The 16,897-nt window shown below is 62.6% G+C and carries 15 protein-coding genes; 9 read left to right on the forward strand and 6 right to left on the reverse strand.

The annotated features are described in order from the left end of the window. Window position 1: 1 nt before the first annotated feature. Complete coding sequence (locus FM104_RS10995; protein ID WP_087132293.1) at window positions 2-469, reverse strand: GtrA family protein; 468 nt, start codon at window positions 467-469, stop codon at window positions 2-4. Between the two features lie 56 nt (window positions 470-525). On the opposite strand from FM104_RS10995, the gene FM104_RS11000 reads away from it, so the two are divergent. Both FM104_RS11000 and FM104_RS11005 read left to right on the forward strand, forming a co-directional pair. Then, complete coding sequence (locus tag FM104_RS11000) at window positions 526-1,308, forward strand: glycosyltransferase family 2 protein (protein ID WP_087132294.1); 783 nt, start codon at window positions 526-528, stop codon at window positions 1,306-1,308. After that, a complete protein-coding gene (locus FM104_RS11005; RefSeq protein WP_087132295.1) occupies window positions 1,305-2,777 on the forward strand; it encodes a hypothetical protein in 1,473 nt (490 codons plus the stop codon). The genes FM104_RS11000 and FM104_RS11005 overlap by 4 nt, the downstream gene beginning before the upstream one ends. A gap of 13 nt (window positions 2,778-2,790) precedes the next feature. Here FM104_RS11005 and FM104_RS11010 read toward each other — a convergent pair whose 3' ends face one another. The 5 genes from FM104_RS11010 to FM104_RS11030 form a co-directional block, all read right to left on the reverse strand. Then, window positions 2,791-4,182 (reverse strand): sugar nucleotide-binding protein, encoded by a 1,392-nt coding sequence (locus FM104_RS11010; protein ID WP_218778577.1) that lies wholly within the window; start codon window positions 4,180-4,182, stop codon window positions 2,791-2,793. 10 nt (window positions 4,183-4,192) lie between these two features. Continuing rightward, complete coding sequence (gene rfbB / locus FM104_RS11015; protein WP_087132297.1) at window positions 4,193-5,182, reverse strand: dTDP-glucose 4,6-dehydratase; 990 nt, start codon at window positions 5,180-5,182, stop codon at window positions 4,193-4,195. A gap of 2 nt (window positions 5,183-5,184) precedes the next feature. Beyond that, window positions 5,185-6,057: a glucose-1-phosphate thymidylyltransferase RfbA gene (gene rfbA, locus FM104_RS11020; protein WP_087132298.1), complete on the reverse strand. Its 873-nt coding sequence runs from the start codon at window positions 6,055-6,057 to the stop codon at window positions 5,185-5,187. A gap of 1 nt (window position 6,058) precedes the next feature. After that, window positions 6,059-7,501 carry a polysaccharide biosynthesis tyrosine autokinase gene (locus tag FM104_RS11025; protein WP_087132299.1) on the reverse strand — a complete coding sequence of 481 codons (1,443 nt, stop codon included), beginning with the start codon at window positions 7,499-7,501 and terminating at the stop codon, window positions 6,059-6,061. A gap of 65 nt (window positions 7,502-7,566) precedes the next feature. Continuing rightward, on the reverse strand, window positions 7,567-8,940 hold the full coding sequence (locus FM104_RS11030) for a polysaccharide biosynthesis tyrosine autokinase (RefSeq protein WP_087132300.1): 1,374 nt from the start codon (window positions 8,938-8,940) through the stop codon (window positions 7,567-7,569). 102 nt (window positions 8,941-9,042) lie between these two features. Between FM104_RS11030 and FM104_RS11035 the strand changes: the two genes are divergently transcribed. The 7 genes from FM104_RS11035 (at window position 9,043) to FM104_RS16895 (ending at window position 16,894) form a co-directional block, all read left to right on the forward strand. Next, window positions 9,043-10,254 carry a hypothetical protein gene (locus FM104_RS11035; protein ID WP_087132301.1) on the forward strand — a complete coding sequence of 404 codons (1,212 nt, stop codon included), beginning with the start codon at window positions 9,043-9,045 and terminating at the stop codon, window positions 10,252-10,254. Between the two features lie 128 nt (window positions 10,255-10,382). After that, window positions 10,383-11,822: a sugar transferase gene (locus FM104_RS11040; protein ID WP_087132302.1), complete on the forward strand. Its 1,440-nt coding sequence runs from the start codon at window positions 10,383-10,385 to the stop codon at window positions 11,820-11,822. Between the two features lie 117 nt (window positions 11,823-11,939). Further along, the gene (locus FM104_RS11045; RefSeq protein ID WP_087132321.1) at window positions 11,940-13,064 is read left to right on the forward strand and encodes a glycosyltransferase; all 1,125 of its coding nucleotides are present in this window, start codon (window positions 11,940-11,942) and stop codon (window positions 13,062-13,064) included. A 23-nt stretch (window positions 13,065-13,087) separates the two neighbouring features. Further along, window positions 13,088-14,428, forward strand: a complete 1,341-nt coding sequence (locus FM104_RS11050; protein WP_087132303.1) for a lipopolysaccharide biosynthesis protein — start codon at window positions 13,088-13,090, stop codon at window positions 14,426-14,428. After that, a complete protein-coding gene (locus FM104_RS11055) occupies window positions 14,425-15,708 on the forward strand; it encodes an O-antigen polymerase (RefSeq protein WP_087132304.1) in 1,284 nt (427 codons plus the stop codon). Before FM104_RS11050 ends, FM104_RS11055 begins: the two co-directional genes overlap by 4 nt. Then, window positions 15,701-16,552, forward strand: a complete 852-nt coding sequence (locus FM104_RS16300; RefSeq protein ID WP_143738348.1) for a glycosyltransferase family 2 protein — start codon at window positions 15,701-15,703, stop codon at window positions 16,550-16,552. The genes FM104_RS11055 and FM104_RS16300 overlap by 8 nt, the downstream gene beginning before the upstream one ends. Window positions 16,553-16,594: 42 nt before the next feature. Further along, window positions 16,595-16,894 carry a transposase gene (locus FM104_RS16895; RefSeq protein ID WP_087132307.1) on the forward strand — a complete coding sequence of 100 codons (300 nt, stop codon included), beginning with the start codon at window positions 16,595-16,597 and terminating at the stop codon, window positions 16,892-16,894. The last annotated feature ends 3 nt before the right edge of the window (window positions 16,895-16,897 follow it).

Here is a 16,897-nt window from a genome sequence, read left to right on the forward strand (position 1 = left end):
TTCAGCCGGCTGCGGCCTCGCCCGCAGGTGGCGGCTTCGCACCGCGAAAGACGATCGAGTGGTACAGCACGAATCGCACCACGACGACGATGGCGATGCTCGCCAGGTTGACGACGTTCACGATGACCGGACCAGGGGCGTGCCCCAGAGCGTTGCCGGCCGCTTCGACGCCCGCCCACAGCAGCAGTGCGCCGAGACCGGTGCACGCGGCGTTGGTCAGCAGAAAGAGCACGAGCTCGCTGGTGCGGCCACGACGGTCACGGTGGCGGAAGGTCCACTCCCGGTTGCCGATGTACGCGTTCACGAGGGCGACGAGAGAGGCGATGATTTTCGCCCAGACGACGTCGACACCCATCACGTAGACGAGCAGATTGAAGACACCCACTTCGATGAGGGTGCTGAGTCCGCCGACGATGAGAAAGCGACTGCCGATGGAGGCGAGTCGGCGCAGTCGGGGATGATTCTGCATGGCTTCACTAGGCTACTAGTGGAGGGCGACCGCGCGCTCCCGACCGGAGGAATCGCGTGACCGCAGCCCATCTCGCCATCGTGATGCCCGCCTACAACGAGGCCGAGGGCATCAGCGGTTTCATCGACGAGATCCGCCAGCACGTCGGCCCGCTGGTCGGTCAGCTCACGTTCGTGGTCGCCGATGATCGGTCGACGGATGCCACGGTCGCGGCACTCCAGAACATCGATGATGTGCGGGTGGAGCCGCAGCAGGTCAACCGCGGGCATGGCCCCACGGCGCTCGCCGCCTACCGCGCCGGTTTGGCGTTGCACCCCGATCTGCTGGTTCACGTCGACGGTGATGGTCAGTTCGTCGGCGAAGACTTCGCGCGGATGCTGAAGGCGATGGAAAGCACCGGGGCAGATGTCGTGCACGGTGTGCGCCACAGCCGCACCGACCCCTGGTATCGCCGCACGTTGACGAGTGCTGTGGGAATGCTGATCGCGCTCGCCGCCGGGCGCCGGGTGCCCGACGTGAATACCCCGTTGCGCGCGTACCGGCCGGAGGCATTGCGGATGCTGCTCGACGCAGTGCCTGCAGAGGTGCTCGTGCCGCATGTGCACTTCTCGCTGGCTGAGGCGCGATCCGGGTTCACCGTGCGCTACCTGTCGGTGCGCAGCATCCCTCGCCGAGGTTCGTCGACGAGCGGCACCATGTGGGGTGGGGGAGTGAAGGCGCTGGTGCCGCCGCCGCGACTGCGCCAGTTTGCGAATGCCGCGCTGCAAGAGGCATGGCAGCTGTCACTGCGCCCGGGAGCGCCGCTGCGCAGCATCCGTCTCGAGAATTCACGCTCATGAGGCTGGCTCGCACGATCGCATTCTGGCTGCTGGCGGCGGGGCTGCTCGCCTGCCACCTGGTCGTGATCGTGCACGGTTTCGGCGCCCGCTTCTGGGAAGACGAGGCATTCAACCTCACCGTGCCGCTGAACTTTCTCGCCGGTCTCGGCTATTCGAGCGATGGTGCGCTGTCTGGTTCGGTGATCACGCCCTTCGACCCGCGTATCTCGACGGGGCCGACGGTGCTGGTGCCGGTTATCGGCGTGCTCGCGCTGGGGGCTGATCCGGTGATCGGTGCGCGGTTGGTGCCGGTGGCTTTCTGGGCGGTGCTGATTGTGGGGCTGGTGCTGCTCGGCATCCGCACCGCCGGGCGGTGGGTGGGGCTGGTCGCGGCGGCGGTGCCGCTGTGCTTTAACGGCCTGGGCAGTGTCTCGCCGATTCAGGGGCCGGCTGATCTGCTGGGTGAGATTCCCGCGGCGGCGCTGCTGGTGTGGGCGGTGATCGTGCTGCGGGGCCGGCCGTGGCTGGCCGGACTGCTGGTGGGTCTGGCCGTGCAGGCGAAGCTGATCGCGCTGCTGGCGCTGCCCGCATTTGCGGTGGCGCTGTGGCTGCTCACGCCGGGGCGCGCGCGTGAGCGCATCGTCGGGCTTTGGAAGCGCTCGTGGCTGCCGCTGATCTTGGTGGGGGTGCCGACGCTGCTGTTCGAGCTGGCAGCGCTGCTGTCGATGGGGATGAACGGGTACATCGAACACCTGCGCGGCATGGTGCACTTCGTGCGCGGCGGTGGGCAACATGTCGCGCCGACGAGCGTGTCGCAGAAGTTGGAGACGCTGGCCGGGGCGTGGTTCGTGCCCGCCTGGGTGGCGGTGGTCACTGTGATCGTCTGTCTGAGTCTGGCGGTTGCGGGGCTCGTTGTGTCGCGTGGCGCGACGGCTGTGGAGGCGGATGCCAGGGCGCGCGCACTCTTGCTGGCCGCCACCGCTGCTGTCGGTGCGCTGGCGTTCGTCGGCTGGTGGGCGACGGCGTCGCAGCTTCCGCTGTGGGTGCGGCATCCGGCTGTCGGGGTGCTCGCGTTCTTGCCGATGCTGGTGATCGCTGCCATCTGGGGTGCGCGGGTGCTGATCGATCGCGGCGGTGCGGCCAGGATCGGGGGAGTGCTGCTCATGGCGCTGCTGAGTCTCTCGCTCGCGTGGAGCCTCGCGGGTCACGCCATGCAGACGACCTTGCCGCGGTCGGAGACCCTCGCGACTCAGCGAGCCGAGATCGCGCCGATCAAGCAGTGGGTCGAAGAAACCGGCACCGCGTGGCTTGCTGCACACCCGTGGGGTGCTGCGGTGGCACCGGTCGTGCTCTCGGGGGCACATGTGGGGCTTGCGGATGCGTCGTCGATGGCGGATGCGCCGCGGCTGACCGGGCTGGCATGCAAAACCGACGTGCTCATCGAGAGTGGGCGCTATCGGGTGTGTGCGCCGCCGGATGCTGGTTCGTGAGCCGGTTCGGTTTTCAGAGGTCAGATGCCAGGTAAGACTCGAGGGCGTTCGCGGAATCGCGAGGAATGAAGCCGGTGGCTTCGATCTTGTCGAGGTCGAGCACGCTGTTGCGCGGGCGCGGCGCGACCGCCCCAGCTGCAGCAGCGAAGTAGTCGGCGGTGCTCGTCGGGGTGATGTGTGTCGGATCGTGCCCCGTCAGTCGGAAGACATCGCGTGCGATGTCGGCCCATGTGCTCGGCTCACCCGCACTGGTGAGGTTGTAGGTTCCGTACGGGGCGGCCGAATCGAGCAGATGGCGGATGCCGGCGGCGATGTCGGCGGTGAAGGCGAGCCGGCCGGTTTGGTCATCGACGACCTTCGGGTGGATGCCTCGTGCAGCGAGCGAGACCATGGTGCGCACGAAATTGGCGCCATCGCCGATGACCCACGAGGTGCGGATGATGTAGTGGCGACGCGCGGTCGCCACGGCGAGGTCACCCGCGGCCTTGGACTGGCCGTAGACGCCGAGCGGGCCGAGTGGATCGTCTTCGCGGTAGGCGCGCTCGGAGGTGCCGTCGAACACATAGTCGCTCGAGACGTGCACGAGAGTAATACCGTGATCGTCGGCGATGCGTGCGAGCTGTGCGGGCGCGGCAGCGTTGACAGCCCAGGCGAGAGGGCGACCGTCGGCTGTCTCGGCGGTGTCGACTGCTGTGTACGCGGCGGCGTTGATGATCGTGTCGTAGTCGTGCCAGCGGCGTGCGTCTTCGAGACGCGTTGAGGTGAGATCGAGATCGGCGCGGTCGGCGTACTCGATGTGCGGCTGATCGCCATGCAGCGCGCGAAGCGCGCGGCCGAGTTGCCCGTCGGCTCCGGTGACGAGGGTCTTGCGCCGGGGCACCGGGGTGACGTTGTCGAGGCCCGGATGCGCTCTGTCTTTCTCAGACAGCTCTGCCTCGTCGAGCGGAATCGGCCAGGCAATGTCGGCCGTCTCGTCGGCGAGGTTGAGGAAGGAGTAGGTCGCATCTGCAGACCAGTGATCATTGACGAGGTAAGCGTATGCGGTACCCGGTTCGAGCGTCTGGTAGCTGTTGCCAACGCCGCGGGGCACGAAGATCGCCTTCGAAGCATCGATCTCGGCGGTAAATACGACGCCAAAGGTCGGACCCTCGCGCAGGTCGACCCAGGCGCCGAAGATGCGTCCGCTGGCCACCGAGACATATTTGTCCCAGGGTTCGGCGTGGATGCCTCGGGTGGTGCCGACGGCGTCGTTGAACGAGATGTTGTTCTGCACCGGGCCGAAGTCGGGCAGGCCCGCGGCGGTCATCTTCTGGCGCTGCCAGTTCTCTTTGAACCAGCCGCGGCTGTCGCCGTGCACCGTGAGGTCGACGACGAGCAGTCCGGGGATCGGAGTCTGCGTGATCATTGCGTCTGCCTCACTGCCCACGCTCCGCATAGAACGCCTCGGTGGCGTCCTTCGCCGGCGCCCACCAGTGCTCGTTGGTTCGGTACCAGTCGATGGTCGCGGCGAGCCCGCGATCGAAGTCGTCGTACTGAGGGGTCCACCCCAGCTCGGTGCGCAGCTTGGCCGAATCGATCGCGTACCGCAGGTCGTGTCCGGCGCGGTCGGTGACGTGATCGTACGCATCTGCAGGCTGATCCATGAGAGTGAGGATCAGCTCGACGACATCCTTGTTGTTCTTCTCGCCGTCGGCGCCGATCAGGTACGTCTCGCCGATGCGCCCCTGTTCGAGCACGGTGAGCACGGCCGAGGAGTGGTCGTCGGCGTGGATCCAGTCGCGCACGTTGAGCCCTGCCCCGTACAGTTTCGGGCGGATGCCGCGGAGCACGTTCGTGATCTGCCGGGGGATGAATTTCTCCACGTGCTGGTACGGACCGTAGTTGTTCGAGCAGTTCGACAGCGTCGCCCGCACCCCGAACGAGCGCACCCAGGCCCGCACCAGAAGGTCTGACCCGGCTTTGGTCGATGAGTACGGTGACGATGGGTTGTATGGCGTGGTGTCGGTGAAGCGCTGCGGGTCATCGAGTTCGAGGTCGCCGTACACCTCGTCGGTAGAGATGTGGTGCAGCCGCACGTCGTGTTTGCGCGCTGCTTCGAGCAGCGTGTAGGTGCCGACGATGTTCGTGTCGAGGAATGGTCGCGGGTCGTGCAGCGAATTGTCGTTGTGCGATTCGGCGGCATAGTGCACCACCGCATCCGTGTCGGCGAACAGCTCGTCGACCAGGCCCGCGTCGGTGATGTTGCCGTGCACGAACCGCACGCGGTTCTCGGGCAGCCCGGCCAGCGATGCGCGATTGCCGGCATACGTCAGAGCGTCCAGCACGGTCACCTGATGGTCGGTGTGCGCCACCACGTGGTGCACGAAGTTGGATCCGATGAATCCGGCACCGCCCGTGACCAGCATCCTCACCGAGCGCCCCTCTCCAAGAGCTTGAGCAGGTACGATCCGTACCCCGACTTCACCAGTGCCTCGGCGCGCTCTCGCAACTGCGAGTCGGAGAGGAATCCCTGCCGCCATGCAATCTCTTCGGGCGCACCGATTTTCATGCCGGTGCGCCGCTCGATGGTGCGCACGTAGTCAGCCGCGTCAGTCATCTGATCGAACGTGCCGGTGTCGAGCCAGGCGGTGCCGCGAGGCAGCACTTCAACCTGTAGCTTGTCGCGCGTCAGGTACTCGCGGTTGACATCGGTGATCTCGTACTCGCCCCGCACAGATGGCTTCAGCGCGCGAGCGATCTCGATGACGTCGTTGTCGTAGAAGTACAGCCCGGGTACCGCATAGTTGCTCTTCGGCTGGGCGGGCTTCTCTTCCAGCGACACCGCACGACCGTCGCCGTCGAATTCGACCACGCCGTAGGCAGAAGGCTCGGCCACCCAGTAGGCGAACACCGCACCACCGTCGATCTCGCGGAACCGCGCCAACTGCGTGCCGAGCCCTGGTCCGTAGAGCAGGTTGTCTCCGAGTACGAGTGCAACGGAGTCATCGCCGATGAAGTCGGCTCCGATCGTGAAGGCCTGCGCCAGGCCGTCGGGTGACGGTTGCTCGGCGAACGTGATGCGTACGCCGAACTGCGAACCGTCGCCCAGCAGACGTTCGAAGTGTGCGGCGTCATGCGGGGTCGTGATCACGAGGATGTCGTCGATGCCGGCGAGCATGAGGGTCGACAGCGGGTAGTAGACCATGGGCTTGTCGTACACCGGCACCAGCTGCTTCGACACTCCTAGAGTGATCGGATGCAGTCGCGTACCCGAGCCCCCAGCAAGAATAATCCCCTTCATATCAACCTGCCTTCGCGGTAGTCCGCCGCTTCGGCTTCGCCTGCGCGCGGCTGATCTCGGGCGCGGCCTGGTCGGCAACGTGCTTCGCCCCGTAGGTGTAACTGCCGTAGCCGTAGCTGTCCGGACCCTTGGTCGGCAGCATGGTGACGATGGTGCCGAGCAGCTCGACGCCGGCGGTGGCGAGCGTGCGCACCGCGCCCGTCAACTCCTGCTTCTTCGTCTTGCCCGAGGCCGCCACGAGGATGACCCCACGCGTCTTCTTGCCCAGTACCGCCGCGTCGGTGACGAGCAGCAGGGGAGGGGCGTCGATCAGCACGTAGTCGAAGTATTCGCCGAGCGGACCCAGCACCTGCGTCATCGCCGACGAGCCGAGCAGCTCGCTCGGGTTCGGCGGGATGCGGCCGCTGGTGAGTACGTACAGCTCGTTCTGGCCCCATTTCTGCAGGGCGTCCGCCACGTCGACGCGTCCGATGAGCACATCGGTCAGGCCGACTCCGCCTTCCAAGCCCATGTAGTCGGCCACGCGCGGCAGGCGCAGGTCGCCGTCGACCAGCGCGACGCGCGCACCGGTCTCGGCCAGCGCGATAGCGAGGTTCGCGGCCGTGGTCGACTTGCCCTCGCCGGGCCCGGCACTTGAGACGACGAAGACGGGCGCGCCGCCCTCGACGTCGAGGAACTGCAGGTTGGTGCGCAGCGTGCGGAACGACTCCGACCGCGGGCTGCGCGGGTCGACATGCACGATCAGCGGACGCTTCTGCGCTTCAGGATCGTACGCGATGCCACCCAGCATCGGCCGGTCGGTGATGTCTTCGAGGTCGTGCTGCGTGTGGATACGGGTGTCGAGCACCGTGCGCAGCATCGCCACACCCACGCCGAGCGCGAGGCCGAGTAGCCCGCCGAGGATGATCAGCATCCGCACGTTCGGGCTGGAGGCCGCAACCGGGGTAACTGCGGGCTCGGTGACCGTGATGACGACCGGGCTGGCCGCGTCTTCAGCGGTCGGCTGCTCGAGAGTGCCCTGCACGACCGTGCCGAAGCTGTCGGCGACGGCGTTGGCGATCTCGGCCGCCTGATCGGCATCACCGTCGGTGACCGAGATGTCGATGAGCACTGTATTAAGGGGCGTCGATGCGCTGACGCGCGAGGCGAGCGCCGAGACCGTGGTGTCGAGCTTCAGCTCGTCGATGACGGGCTCGAGCACGAGCGCGGTGTTGACCACATCGACGTAGCTGGTAACCATCTGCCGGGCGAACGTGGTGCCCTGCACGAGGTCACCGGTGGCCGCGCCCTCGGTGCGCACCGAGACATACAGCTGGGTGGACGCGACGTATTTCGGGGCCTGCAGCGCGGCATAACCGGCACCGCCGACGAGCCCGAGCACGAGCAGAATCAGAATCATGATCCAGTTCTTGTGCAGGATGCGTACGTAGTCGCGAAGCTCCACGCGGGTCTTCTCCTCAGTTAGGCAACTCGTCGATTGTCACATATGCGGCGGATCGCCGCGGAGCGTCAGGCCTTCGCCAACGCTCCGTAGCCATAGGTGCCGTAGGCGGTCTTGTCGGCCCCGCGCACGGGCAGCATCGTGACGACGGTGCCGAGCACCTTGCCGTCGACGGCTACGATGCGTTCTGCGGCCGCTGTCAGGTTGTCGGTCGTGGTCGCTTCGGCGGCGGCGACCAGCAGCGCGCCGGTGGTCAGGCGCGAGAGCACGGCAGCGTCCGTCACCGGCAGCACCGGCGGCGCGTCGATGATGATGACGTCGAACGCGGCCTTGAGGTCGTCGATGAGCGTGCTCATCTGATCGGATCCGAGCAGCTCAGCGGGGTTGGGTGGAACAGTCCCAGACGGCAGCACGAAGAAGGTGCCGCGGCCCCAGCGCTGAATCACGTCGTTCACGCTGACCCGGCCGATGAGCACGTCGCTGAGGCCGATCGCGCCCTCGATGCCGAACAGGCTCGCGACGCGCGGCTTGCGCAGATCGGCGTCGATGAGCGCCACCCGGTAGCCCGATTCGCCGAGCGCGATCGCCAGGTTCGCGGCGGTCGTCGACTTGCCTTCGCTCGGCCCCGGGCTGGTGACCACGAACACGCCGGTGCCGTGCGGCGGAAAGAGAAAGCGCACGTTGGTGCGCAGGCTGCGGAAGGCTTCGGCGCGGGGGTCGTGCGGTGCGTTCGCGACGATCAGCGGGCGAGCGGATGCTTCGGGGTCGAGCGCCACGCCGCCGAGCACGGGCGCCGCGACAGCTTTCTCGACATCGTCGAGAGTGCGGATGCGACGGTCGAGCACCTGGCGCAGCAGCGCGATGCCGATGCCCGCGCCGAGACCGAGCACGGCGCCCAGCATGATCGACAGCGGCAGGTTCGGGGCCACGGGCTTGGTGGGCACGGTCGCCGGCTGCACCGGGATGATGCGGATGCGATAAGAAGTGGCCTGCTCGCGTCGCTCGAGTTCATCGGTGATCACCGTGGCGAAGCTGTCGCCGATAGCGTTCGCAATGCGCGCGGCCTGGCCGGGGTTCGCGTCACTGACGGTGGTGGTGATGATCACGCCGCGGGTGCCCAGGCTGGTGCTCACCTTCGCGGCCAGCTGGTCGGTGGTGAGGTCGAGCCCCAGATCATCGATCACCGGCTGCAACACGAGTGAGCTGGTCAGCACGCTGCGGTAGCTCTCGACGACCTGCTGCGCGTAGCTGTTGCCCTGGGTCAGCTCGACCGGGCTCGAAGTGCTGCCCGCATCGACCGACACCATCAGCTGCGTCGACGCCTCGTACCGCTGCGGCGTCACCAAGCCGACGATGGCTCCGGCGCATAAGCCGATGACGGTCATGGCGATAATCACGACGAGCTGTCGTCGGAAGACGCGGATGAAGTCGCGCAGATCCATAGGGCTCCCGGTGGGCACAACACGGGGGCCTTCCCCCCGGGTATCCTACTGAGGATATCGGGTGCCCCACTTTGCGGCGGCTCCCACGCGACAGGAACTCTGATGAGCACACTCGATGAACTCTTTCCGGATGGCAAGCACCGCAACAGCGCGGCGGTGACCGGCGACGATCGCCACACGATGCGGCGTCTCGATGAGATGTTCGGCGATCGCCGAGTCGATCTCGATCGCACGCACCGTGCATCGGGGCGCCCTGCTCTCGTCGCGATGGTGAGTGACGCGGTTGCCGACGCGAAACCGCTGGGCACGATGCCGCCGTCGTCGTCGGCGAAGCAGCGGCGACCGCGTCGCCGTTTCGACCTCATCAACGTCGCTGCGGGGTCTCTCGCGGTAGTCGCACTGGCTGTTGCGGCGTCGATCGGCGGGATTCAGGCTGCGAGTGCAAGCCCCGCCACCGACGCGTTGCGCGTGCTGACGACCGATGAGAAAACGATCGAGAGCGCGACCGCCGGTCTGGTTGCGTCTTCGGCGCGTCTTTCCGAGGCGATCGAGAGCGCGGATGCTGCCGCCGAGCAGTTGCGTCCAGTGCTGGAGCAGGTGCGCGACGCGACCGATCCGGCTGACATCCCGGAGGGGTGGGCGGATGCGCCGGAGGATGCGGGAACCATTCCTATCGCAGACGCGGCGGCGCTCGACACCGTGCTGGCGGCGCTCGATGCCTATCGCACCGACCTCGCGGCGTTCGAACTGCCTGAGCTCCCTGCTGACTATGCGCGCGATGACATCGACGTCGGTTCGCTGACCGAAGTCGGGGCGGCGATCGACGCCGCGCAGCAACACCTGAACGACATCGACCACGCCAGTGGAGACGTGCGCACTGTGCGCACCGCCGTCGATGCGCGTACTACGGCCTTCACCGCACAGCTCGCGACGTTCGCCGACACGTTTCCCGCCGTAGCGAAGAAGGCGATTGATGATCATCCCGATGCCGATCAGGCGCTGAAGGATGCCGTCACGGCGTCAGCCGCCACGATCGCCGCAGCTGATCTGCGGGCCGAGGGTGCATCGGCGATGCTGAGCACCTATCGCGACGCAGTCGTGGCCCTGGTAGCTGACCAGGTGCGCGCAGCCCGCCAACTCGAGCGAGAGCGCGAAGAGCAGGAGCGCATCGAACGCGAGCGTCAGCGTCAGCAACAGTCGCCGACCGGGCCCGGCTCGGACAATTCCCCACCGACAGAACCGATACCGTCTGAACCAGCCCCACCCACCGACCCGCCAGCCGACTCGTCCATCCAGGAGAGTCCTGCCGAGTAGTGTACTCAGCAGAGAATGACATGTGAGAAAATAGCTTGAGGGTAAATCAACTGCGGGGGTATTTGAGGGGTCATGAACACTGACGGGCTCTATTTTAGTGCGCCTGAGTGCGGCCGTGCGGGTGGAAGATGGGCGTAGGGGCTCCCGCGTGGGAGAACCGTTACAGGCGCAAGCTGGCCGCCACCGATGTGGCCGTCGTTCTCATTGCCGTCTTCGGTGCTCAACTCTTGCGGATTGGTGCCACCCCTGAAGATCTGTCAACGCCCGTGTCGTCTACCTCCATCGAGGTGTCTTACAGCCTCCTTTCGGCGATGCTCGTGGTCGGCTGGCTCCTGATGCTCACAATCGGTGAGACCAGGAAGACTCAGAACTTTGGTGTTGGTTCATCTGAATATCGTCGAGTTGTGTCATCCACTTTGATGGCCTTTGGGATCTTCGCTGTCATCGCATTCGCACTACGGATGGACATTGGCCGTGGCTACCTGCTCATCGCACTACCGACAGGCCTCATCGCTCTCGTGCTGGGAAGGTTTTTGTGGCGGCGCCGGCTGCATTGGCAGCGACGTAGGGGAAACAACGTGTATCGCACCATGTTGGTGGGTGAGGCTGCGAAGGTGCGTCACGTCCACACGCAGATGCGCGCCGACATCAACGCTGGGTTCGATGTCGTCGTGGCAGCTACCAATGATCAGCACCAAGTCGCGCGCAACCTGGAGGGCGTAGCGGCGCGGTCTTATAGCGATCTGCTCGACACCGTCGGCGAATTTGAGGTCGACACAGTAATCATCACCGGCGCCGACGACCTGTCCCCCGAGCGTTTGCAGAAGCTGGGGTGGGAGCTTGATGACCGCCACGTCGATTTGGTCGTTGCTGCCGCGCTCACGGACGTCGCGGGGCCACGGATCCATATGCGGCAGGCCGTCGGCTTCCCACTCATCTACGTTGACTATCCCAAGCTCACCGGGTACAAGCGGTTCGTCAAGCGACTGTTCGATGTGCTCGGTTCATTGATACTTATCCTCCTGCTGTCGCCGGTGATGTTGATCGTGGCTCTTGCTGTCAAACTGAGCAGCCCGGGGCCGATCTTCTATTCGCAGGAGAGGGTCGGATTCAGAGGCCAGACGTTCCCGATGTTCAAGTTTCGTTCGATGGTTCGAAACGCCGACGATCAACTGGCTTCCTTGCTCGACGCGCAGGGAACGTCAGATCAGCCACTTCACAAAGTCACCAACGATCCGCGGATTACCCGTGTAGGTCGGATTCTGCGTCGCTTCTCCCTAGACGAGCTTCCCCAACTGTTCAACGTCAGCATCGGTACCATGAGCCTGGTCGGCCCGCGTCCGCAACGTGATGCAGAGGTGACACTCTACGATCGACACCACCACCGCCGGTTACTGGTGAAGCCCGGCATCACCGGACTGTGGCAAGTGAGCGGGCGCAGCTCGCTCGCCTGGGAGGACGCGATCAGGCTCGATTTGTACTACGTGGAGAACTGGTCGCTTGTCGGCGACCTCGTCATTTTGTGGAGAACATTCCGTGCTGTTATCACCGCAGACGGTGCACATTAACCGGTACGACCCGGTGCCATACGGAAATCTGGAGCTCCGAAGTCTGCTCACCAACACATTCGACAGCGCAACAAGCGGAACGACTCAAAGGAACTCAACTCGATGGAGGACGGGAACATGGTCATCGTTTTAACGATGCTGTTCGTGCTGTGCATGCTCGTGGTGATCTACCCGTATGTGATCTACCCGATTGTCCTGCGATTCATCCCTACCGTAGAGATCGAATACACCGGTTTGCGCCCCAAATCAGCAACGTTGATGTTCTGCGCTTATAACGAGGGGGCGGCGCTGACGGAGAAGCTCAGGAACATCGAAATGTTGAAGCAACGCTATCACCAGCTTGAAGTCCTGGCGTACAGCGACGGAAGTTCCGACGACACGCTGGAACGTTTGCGCATGCGCCCGGATCTACTCACGGTCGTTGACGGCGGTGGACGTCTGGGAAAAGCGCACGGAATGAAACATTTGGCGGGGCTCGCGACGGGAGAAGTCCTCATCTTTACAGACGCCAACGTGGTGGTCGACGATGATGCAATCGATCACCTGCTCGACTGGTACCGGGACCCAAATGTGAGCGGCGTATGCGGGACGCTTCGCTATCTCAACTCGCAGGACAGCGCGACGGCATCCGTGGGCGGAGCGTATTGGCGACTAGAGGAAAAGCTAAAATCATGGGAATCGCGCACCGGCAACGTCATGGGTGCTGACGGCTCGATCTTTTCGCTGCGTCGCGAAATCTATCCTGAATTCCCCGACACGGTTTTGGATGATCTCACGGTATCAATGACGGCCGTTTTCGAGGGCCGGCGTCTTGTCAAAGCCGATAACGTTATTGCGTACGAGCGGTTAGTGTCGGCGAGAGGTGACGAATTCGCAAGAAAAGTGCGAATCGCTGCTCGCGCGTTCCATACCCACCTTTTTCTTCGCCCGCAGTTGAAGCAAATGTCTACCCTGGACAAATTTAAGTACACGTCACGCAAAACGGTGCGATGGTTTGGCGGGCTCTTCCTCCTTGTCGGGGTGGCTCTCACCCTTCTCATCGCATTCCATTATTCCCTCTGGGGTGGATCAGCGGCGTTAGTTTTGATTGCAATTTCGATCTTCGCTGGAGCACGAATTCAACATGGCGTTGTCGGTCAGATCAGCGAGGTTGTTTTGGCTTTGCTCGCCACACTTCTCGGCGTCGCTCGGGCGATGCGGGGCCAGACTGTGGCTACCTGGTCTCCAGCGAAGTCGCGCTAGGCTGCTACGCGAGGCGGAAGCAGGTGATTACATTGGTCCAGAGCAAGCGCCAGCGATTTCGGGCGCAGGTATTCGCGCTGCAACGAATGGCGCAACCAATGCTGTGGCGGTACGTGGGACTACTGCTCCAGTTTGCAATTGTTCTTCTGGTTGCCAGGTCCGTCGATTTGGAAATAGCAGGCGGATACTTCGCGCTCTTCGGTGCCGTCGCCGTCGTTCACCTCGCGTCTGGGCTGGGTATTCCCGACGCTATTGTTAAACTGTGTCCTGTCGCTGAAGACAGTGCCAGCCTGCGGAGTATGGGTCTGATGGCTTCTACCATCATCAATATTCCATTGTGCGGCTTCGTGTTGCTCATCGCGTTAGCTTGTGGACAGAGTGTTGGCATTGCGACACTATTCGCCATCTGGTTGTTTGGTTACGCTGAAGTTCTTGCAATAAGTCAAGCGATGATTACCTTCCGCAGTGGAACCTGGGGAAACTTTGGAATGTACGCCTCCATCAACATTGGCTACATGTTGACACTTGTGCCGTATTTGTTTATCGCCGACTCGCCCACCCTAAGTGGCATGGTGTACTGGGCAACAATGGGTGCTTTATTGTCTTGCGCGTCCCTGATGATCGTAGTCATTTGCACGCGTGCTGCCCGTTGTGGTGATATTGCGCCAGCATGGAACGAACTCGTACAGGTGTGCCGGTCGGCGGGCAAATTGATCACTATCGGAATGCCAATCGCGACGGCGCGTCTCCTACAAGGGATGTTGCCTTGGCTTCCGGTTTGGCTACTGGCTGTTCACGGAGACCCCGGGGGAGCGGCCACCTATGCGGCCGCATCAAGGCTTGCGGTTGTCGCAACTGCCGTGCTGGGCTCCATTCGCTTCTCATCAAGGCCTGAGATCGTCACGCTAGCGGCTGACAATAATTGGCCGGGCATCGGGCGGCTATCGAGACGTGCGTCGTATTTTAGCGCCGCAGTCGCAACGAGCGCGATCATAGCGACTGCAGCGATGGGGGGATGGTTGATTCCTCTTGTGTTTGGGCCAGCGTACGCTGGCACAGTCGCCGTACTATGCGTGCTACTCGTCGGCATATACGCTGAGGCCATTGGCGGTCTGTCCGATGAAATTCTAAAGATGACCGGCCGGGCATGGGTAGTCCTGACTACTCTTGCCTTGAGCGCCGGCCTGTTGGTCTTGATACTTATAGTTGATCCCGGCATAGGTCCGGTGAACGCTGCCTGGGCGACGGTTGCCGCCTTCGCTGTGCAATATGTCTTGCAAATCTCCTGGTTGGGTCGATATCTCCAGGTTCACATTTGGCTAGCGGTGCCCTCAGCGCGAGACCGAAGGCACGCGAAGCAGTGATTATTTTGTCGTGGTTGTGCACGCTTTTTATTGCACGCGTGGTCGAGCGGACATGGTGGTCGCCCGGTGCTCTGCTTGCGTTACTCTTGGGTGGTAGCGCCATTGCGACGCGCGTGCTCGCTCCGGAGTACTATATGTCTGGTGTGGCCAACCTGGTTCTTCAGGGGTTTGTCCTAGCCACCGTGTGCGGGTCTTGTCTGTCGAGAGTACTGCCTGAGCGTGTACAAAAGGACACCTATGGTTTCCGACTAAGGTCAACCAAGGCTCTTTTCGCGTTCGGCCTGGTTGTTTCGCTGGTCAGCTTCCACGCCGTTGCGTCGTCTGTTGGCATTGACTATCGAATATTCTTTAACCTTGGCCGGTTGGCGGCGATTGCGCAGATTGCGACACGCGAAAGATATACCGAAGGTGTCGAAATACCTCTCTACGGGAGCGTGGCAAGCGCATGCGTTCTTGCTTATGTTGCTGTCATAGTGATGGACGCGACCACGACGCGCAGGTTGCGCCTACCGTTGCTGCTACCTGTGGGTATATTTGCGCTCGGCAACGCGATTGTGACAACTCGGTCAACGCTAGTGTACCTGCTGTTTATCGCAGTGCTCGCCTACGTCTATGCCCGTGCGCAGTTGAGTCGCGAACTGCGATACCCAGGTATATTCACGCCACGCATGCTCCTGATTATGGGAATAGGTGCCTGCTTCCTGGTAGTCGTTTTTGTGGGATTCCAGGTGATGAGATTCGGCGAATCGGGGGCTCGCTCGATCTCCGAGGTGTTAGAACATCTGCGACGGTGGCCTTGGGGCAGTTTGCCGGGATTCTCGCTGTGGTGGGACGGATTTGCTCCAGAGGAGCCACCCCATTTGCCCGGCGATTTCACGTTCATGGGTTTCTACGACAACCTCGGGATAGAGGAACGGACGGTAGGTGGATATACTGGGTATGTTTGGCTTACCCCCACCGAACCCGCGAACATTTATACATCTTTTCGAGGTTTGATTCATGACTTCAGCTTGTTGGGCGCTGTGCTGTTCATGGGGTTCGTGGGTTTTCTGGGGCGCGCAGCCATGTCAAATCGTATTTCCTCACGTAGCATTCAGGTTTCATTGTTTTTCCTTATTCAGACATGGATACTAACTAGCTTCATTTTTAGCTATTGGGCTTTTGTCGGGAATGTCTTGGCGGCGGTGCTGATCCCGTTGCTCATGAAAATATTCGGCCAAGGTAGCACCACATCAGATTGGCCGCTTCTGACCAGTACTCGAAAGGGTTCTCATGGATGACTCATCTACGGCTATTGTGTTCGTGAACTACCGCGACTATTCGCATCTCGAAAGGTTCTTACGTAGCCAGCAAATCAATACTGCATGCGATATCGTCGTGGTGGATAATACGGAATCGGATAGGCGTGATCACGCCGCGCTTGATCGTATCGCATCGCACGATGGAGTATCTGTCCTGTTCGCCGCTAATCTTGGCTATTTGGGTGCGGTTCGACATGCCATCACTCGGATGCCCCACCTTGCGAAGGTAGACTTTCTCATTGTCAGCAACACCGATCTGATGTTTGAATTGGGTGCTGTTGTTGATCATTTGGATCTGACGAAGGTGCATATGCGTGAGCGCCATGTAGGCGTTATCGCTCCGCAACTGGTGTCGGCTGAGGGCCACCGAACGAGGCAGCTCCATCTAATTGAGCCGCCGACGGTTCGGCATCTTTCGCGCCTTGGTCGTATGTACGAGTCGTATTTCGCGTTGTCGGTCCATAAGCAGGCCGGTGATCTTAAGCGCAAGTTGCTTGCTCGCATTGGGCGTGGGTCTGCCGGGATCCTAGATGGCTCCTCGGTGTTCGCGCCGCACGGAGCCTTAATGATTTTCACCGCTGAGTATTTGCAAGCTTCGGGTGGGTTTGATTTCCCGTGCTTCTTGTACGCTGAAGAGATATTTGTAGGTTTGCAGGCTGAGCGCGCTGGCCTTCGCTGTGTGTACGATGAGGGGATTCGCTATAGCCACCGCTCTCACGGTTCTATCGGGCGTTGGCCCTCGCGCAGCGTAGCTCTCCATCTTCGAGATGCGCACCGCTGGGCGGCGAGTGCGATGAAAGACCGAGATGTTCTGAAGCAGTGAATCGGCGCTTCGGGCCGACGGGCCGGTTTATCCAGTTGCTTCGTGTACTTGTCGACTGGGGCCGACCTCGAGATCCGCGCCGGGATCTATTCCGCGAACGCGTTGGGGTCTCTTAACGCGACGTACCGCAGCGTAGTCCGTCCGCGAGACCGGTTCCCGACCGAGCAGGCCGCGTTGAAGCTCCTGCGTCTTGTCCCCGTAGCCTCGCCCCACTGGTCGCAGCCGCACTCGATGGACGATGCGATGTATGTTCAGTTGCAGCGCATTCGCCAGCACCTTCGCCGATCGTTGGCCGGTCGCGGAGAACTACTAATTGCGATCCTTTGGAATCATCGCCATTGAAAG

This window comes from Microbacterium esteraromaticum (assembly GCF_900163815.1).
Classification (GTDB): Bacteria; Actinomycetota; Actinomycetes; order Actinomycetales; family Microbacteriaceae; genus Microbacterium; species Microbacterium esteraromaticum_B.

Bases quoted from the DNA above. Each gene is read 5' to 3' on its own strand.
- FM104_RS10995 (WP_087132293.1), bottom strand. From the start codon at position 469: ATGCAGAATCATCCCCGACTGCGCCGACTCGCCTCCATCGGCAGTCGC.
- FM104_RS11005 (WP_087132295.1), top strand. From the start codon at position 1,305: ATGAGGCTGGCTCGCACGATCGCATTCTGGCTGCTGGCGGCGGGGCTG.
- FM104_RS11010 (WP_218778577.1), bottom strand. From the start codon at position 4,182: ATGATCACGCAGACTCCGATCCCCGGACTGCTCGTCGTCGACCTCACG.
- rfbB (WP_087132297.1), bottom strand. From the start codon at position 5,182: ATGCTGGTCACGGGCGGTGCCGGATTCATCGGATCCAACTTCGTGCAC.
- rfbA (WP_087132298.1), bottom strand. From the start codon at position 6,057: ATGAAGGGGATTATTCTTGCTGGGGGCTCGGGTACGCGACTGCATCCG.
- FM104_RS11030 (WP_087132300.1), bottom strand. From the start codon at position 8,940: ATGGATCTGCGCGACTTCATCCGCGTCTTCCGACGACAGCTCGTCGTG.
- FM104_RS11035 (WP_087132301.1), top strand. From the start codon at position 9,043: ATGAGCACACTCGATGAACTCTTTCCGGATGGCAAGCACCGCAACAGC.
- FM104_RS11040 (WP_087132302.1), top strand. From the start codon at position 10,383: ATGGGCGTAGGGGCTCCCGCGTGGGAGAACCGTTACAGGCGCAAGCTG.
- FM104_RS11045 (WP_087132321.1), top strand. From the start codon at position 11,940: ATGGTCATCGTTTTAACGATGCTGTTCGTGCTGTGCATGCTCGTGGTG.
- FM104_RS16300 (WP_143738348.1), top strand. From the start codon at position 15,701: ATGGATGACTCATCTACGGCTATTGTGTTCGTGAACTACCGCGACTAT.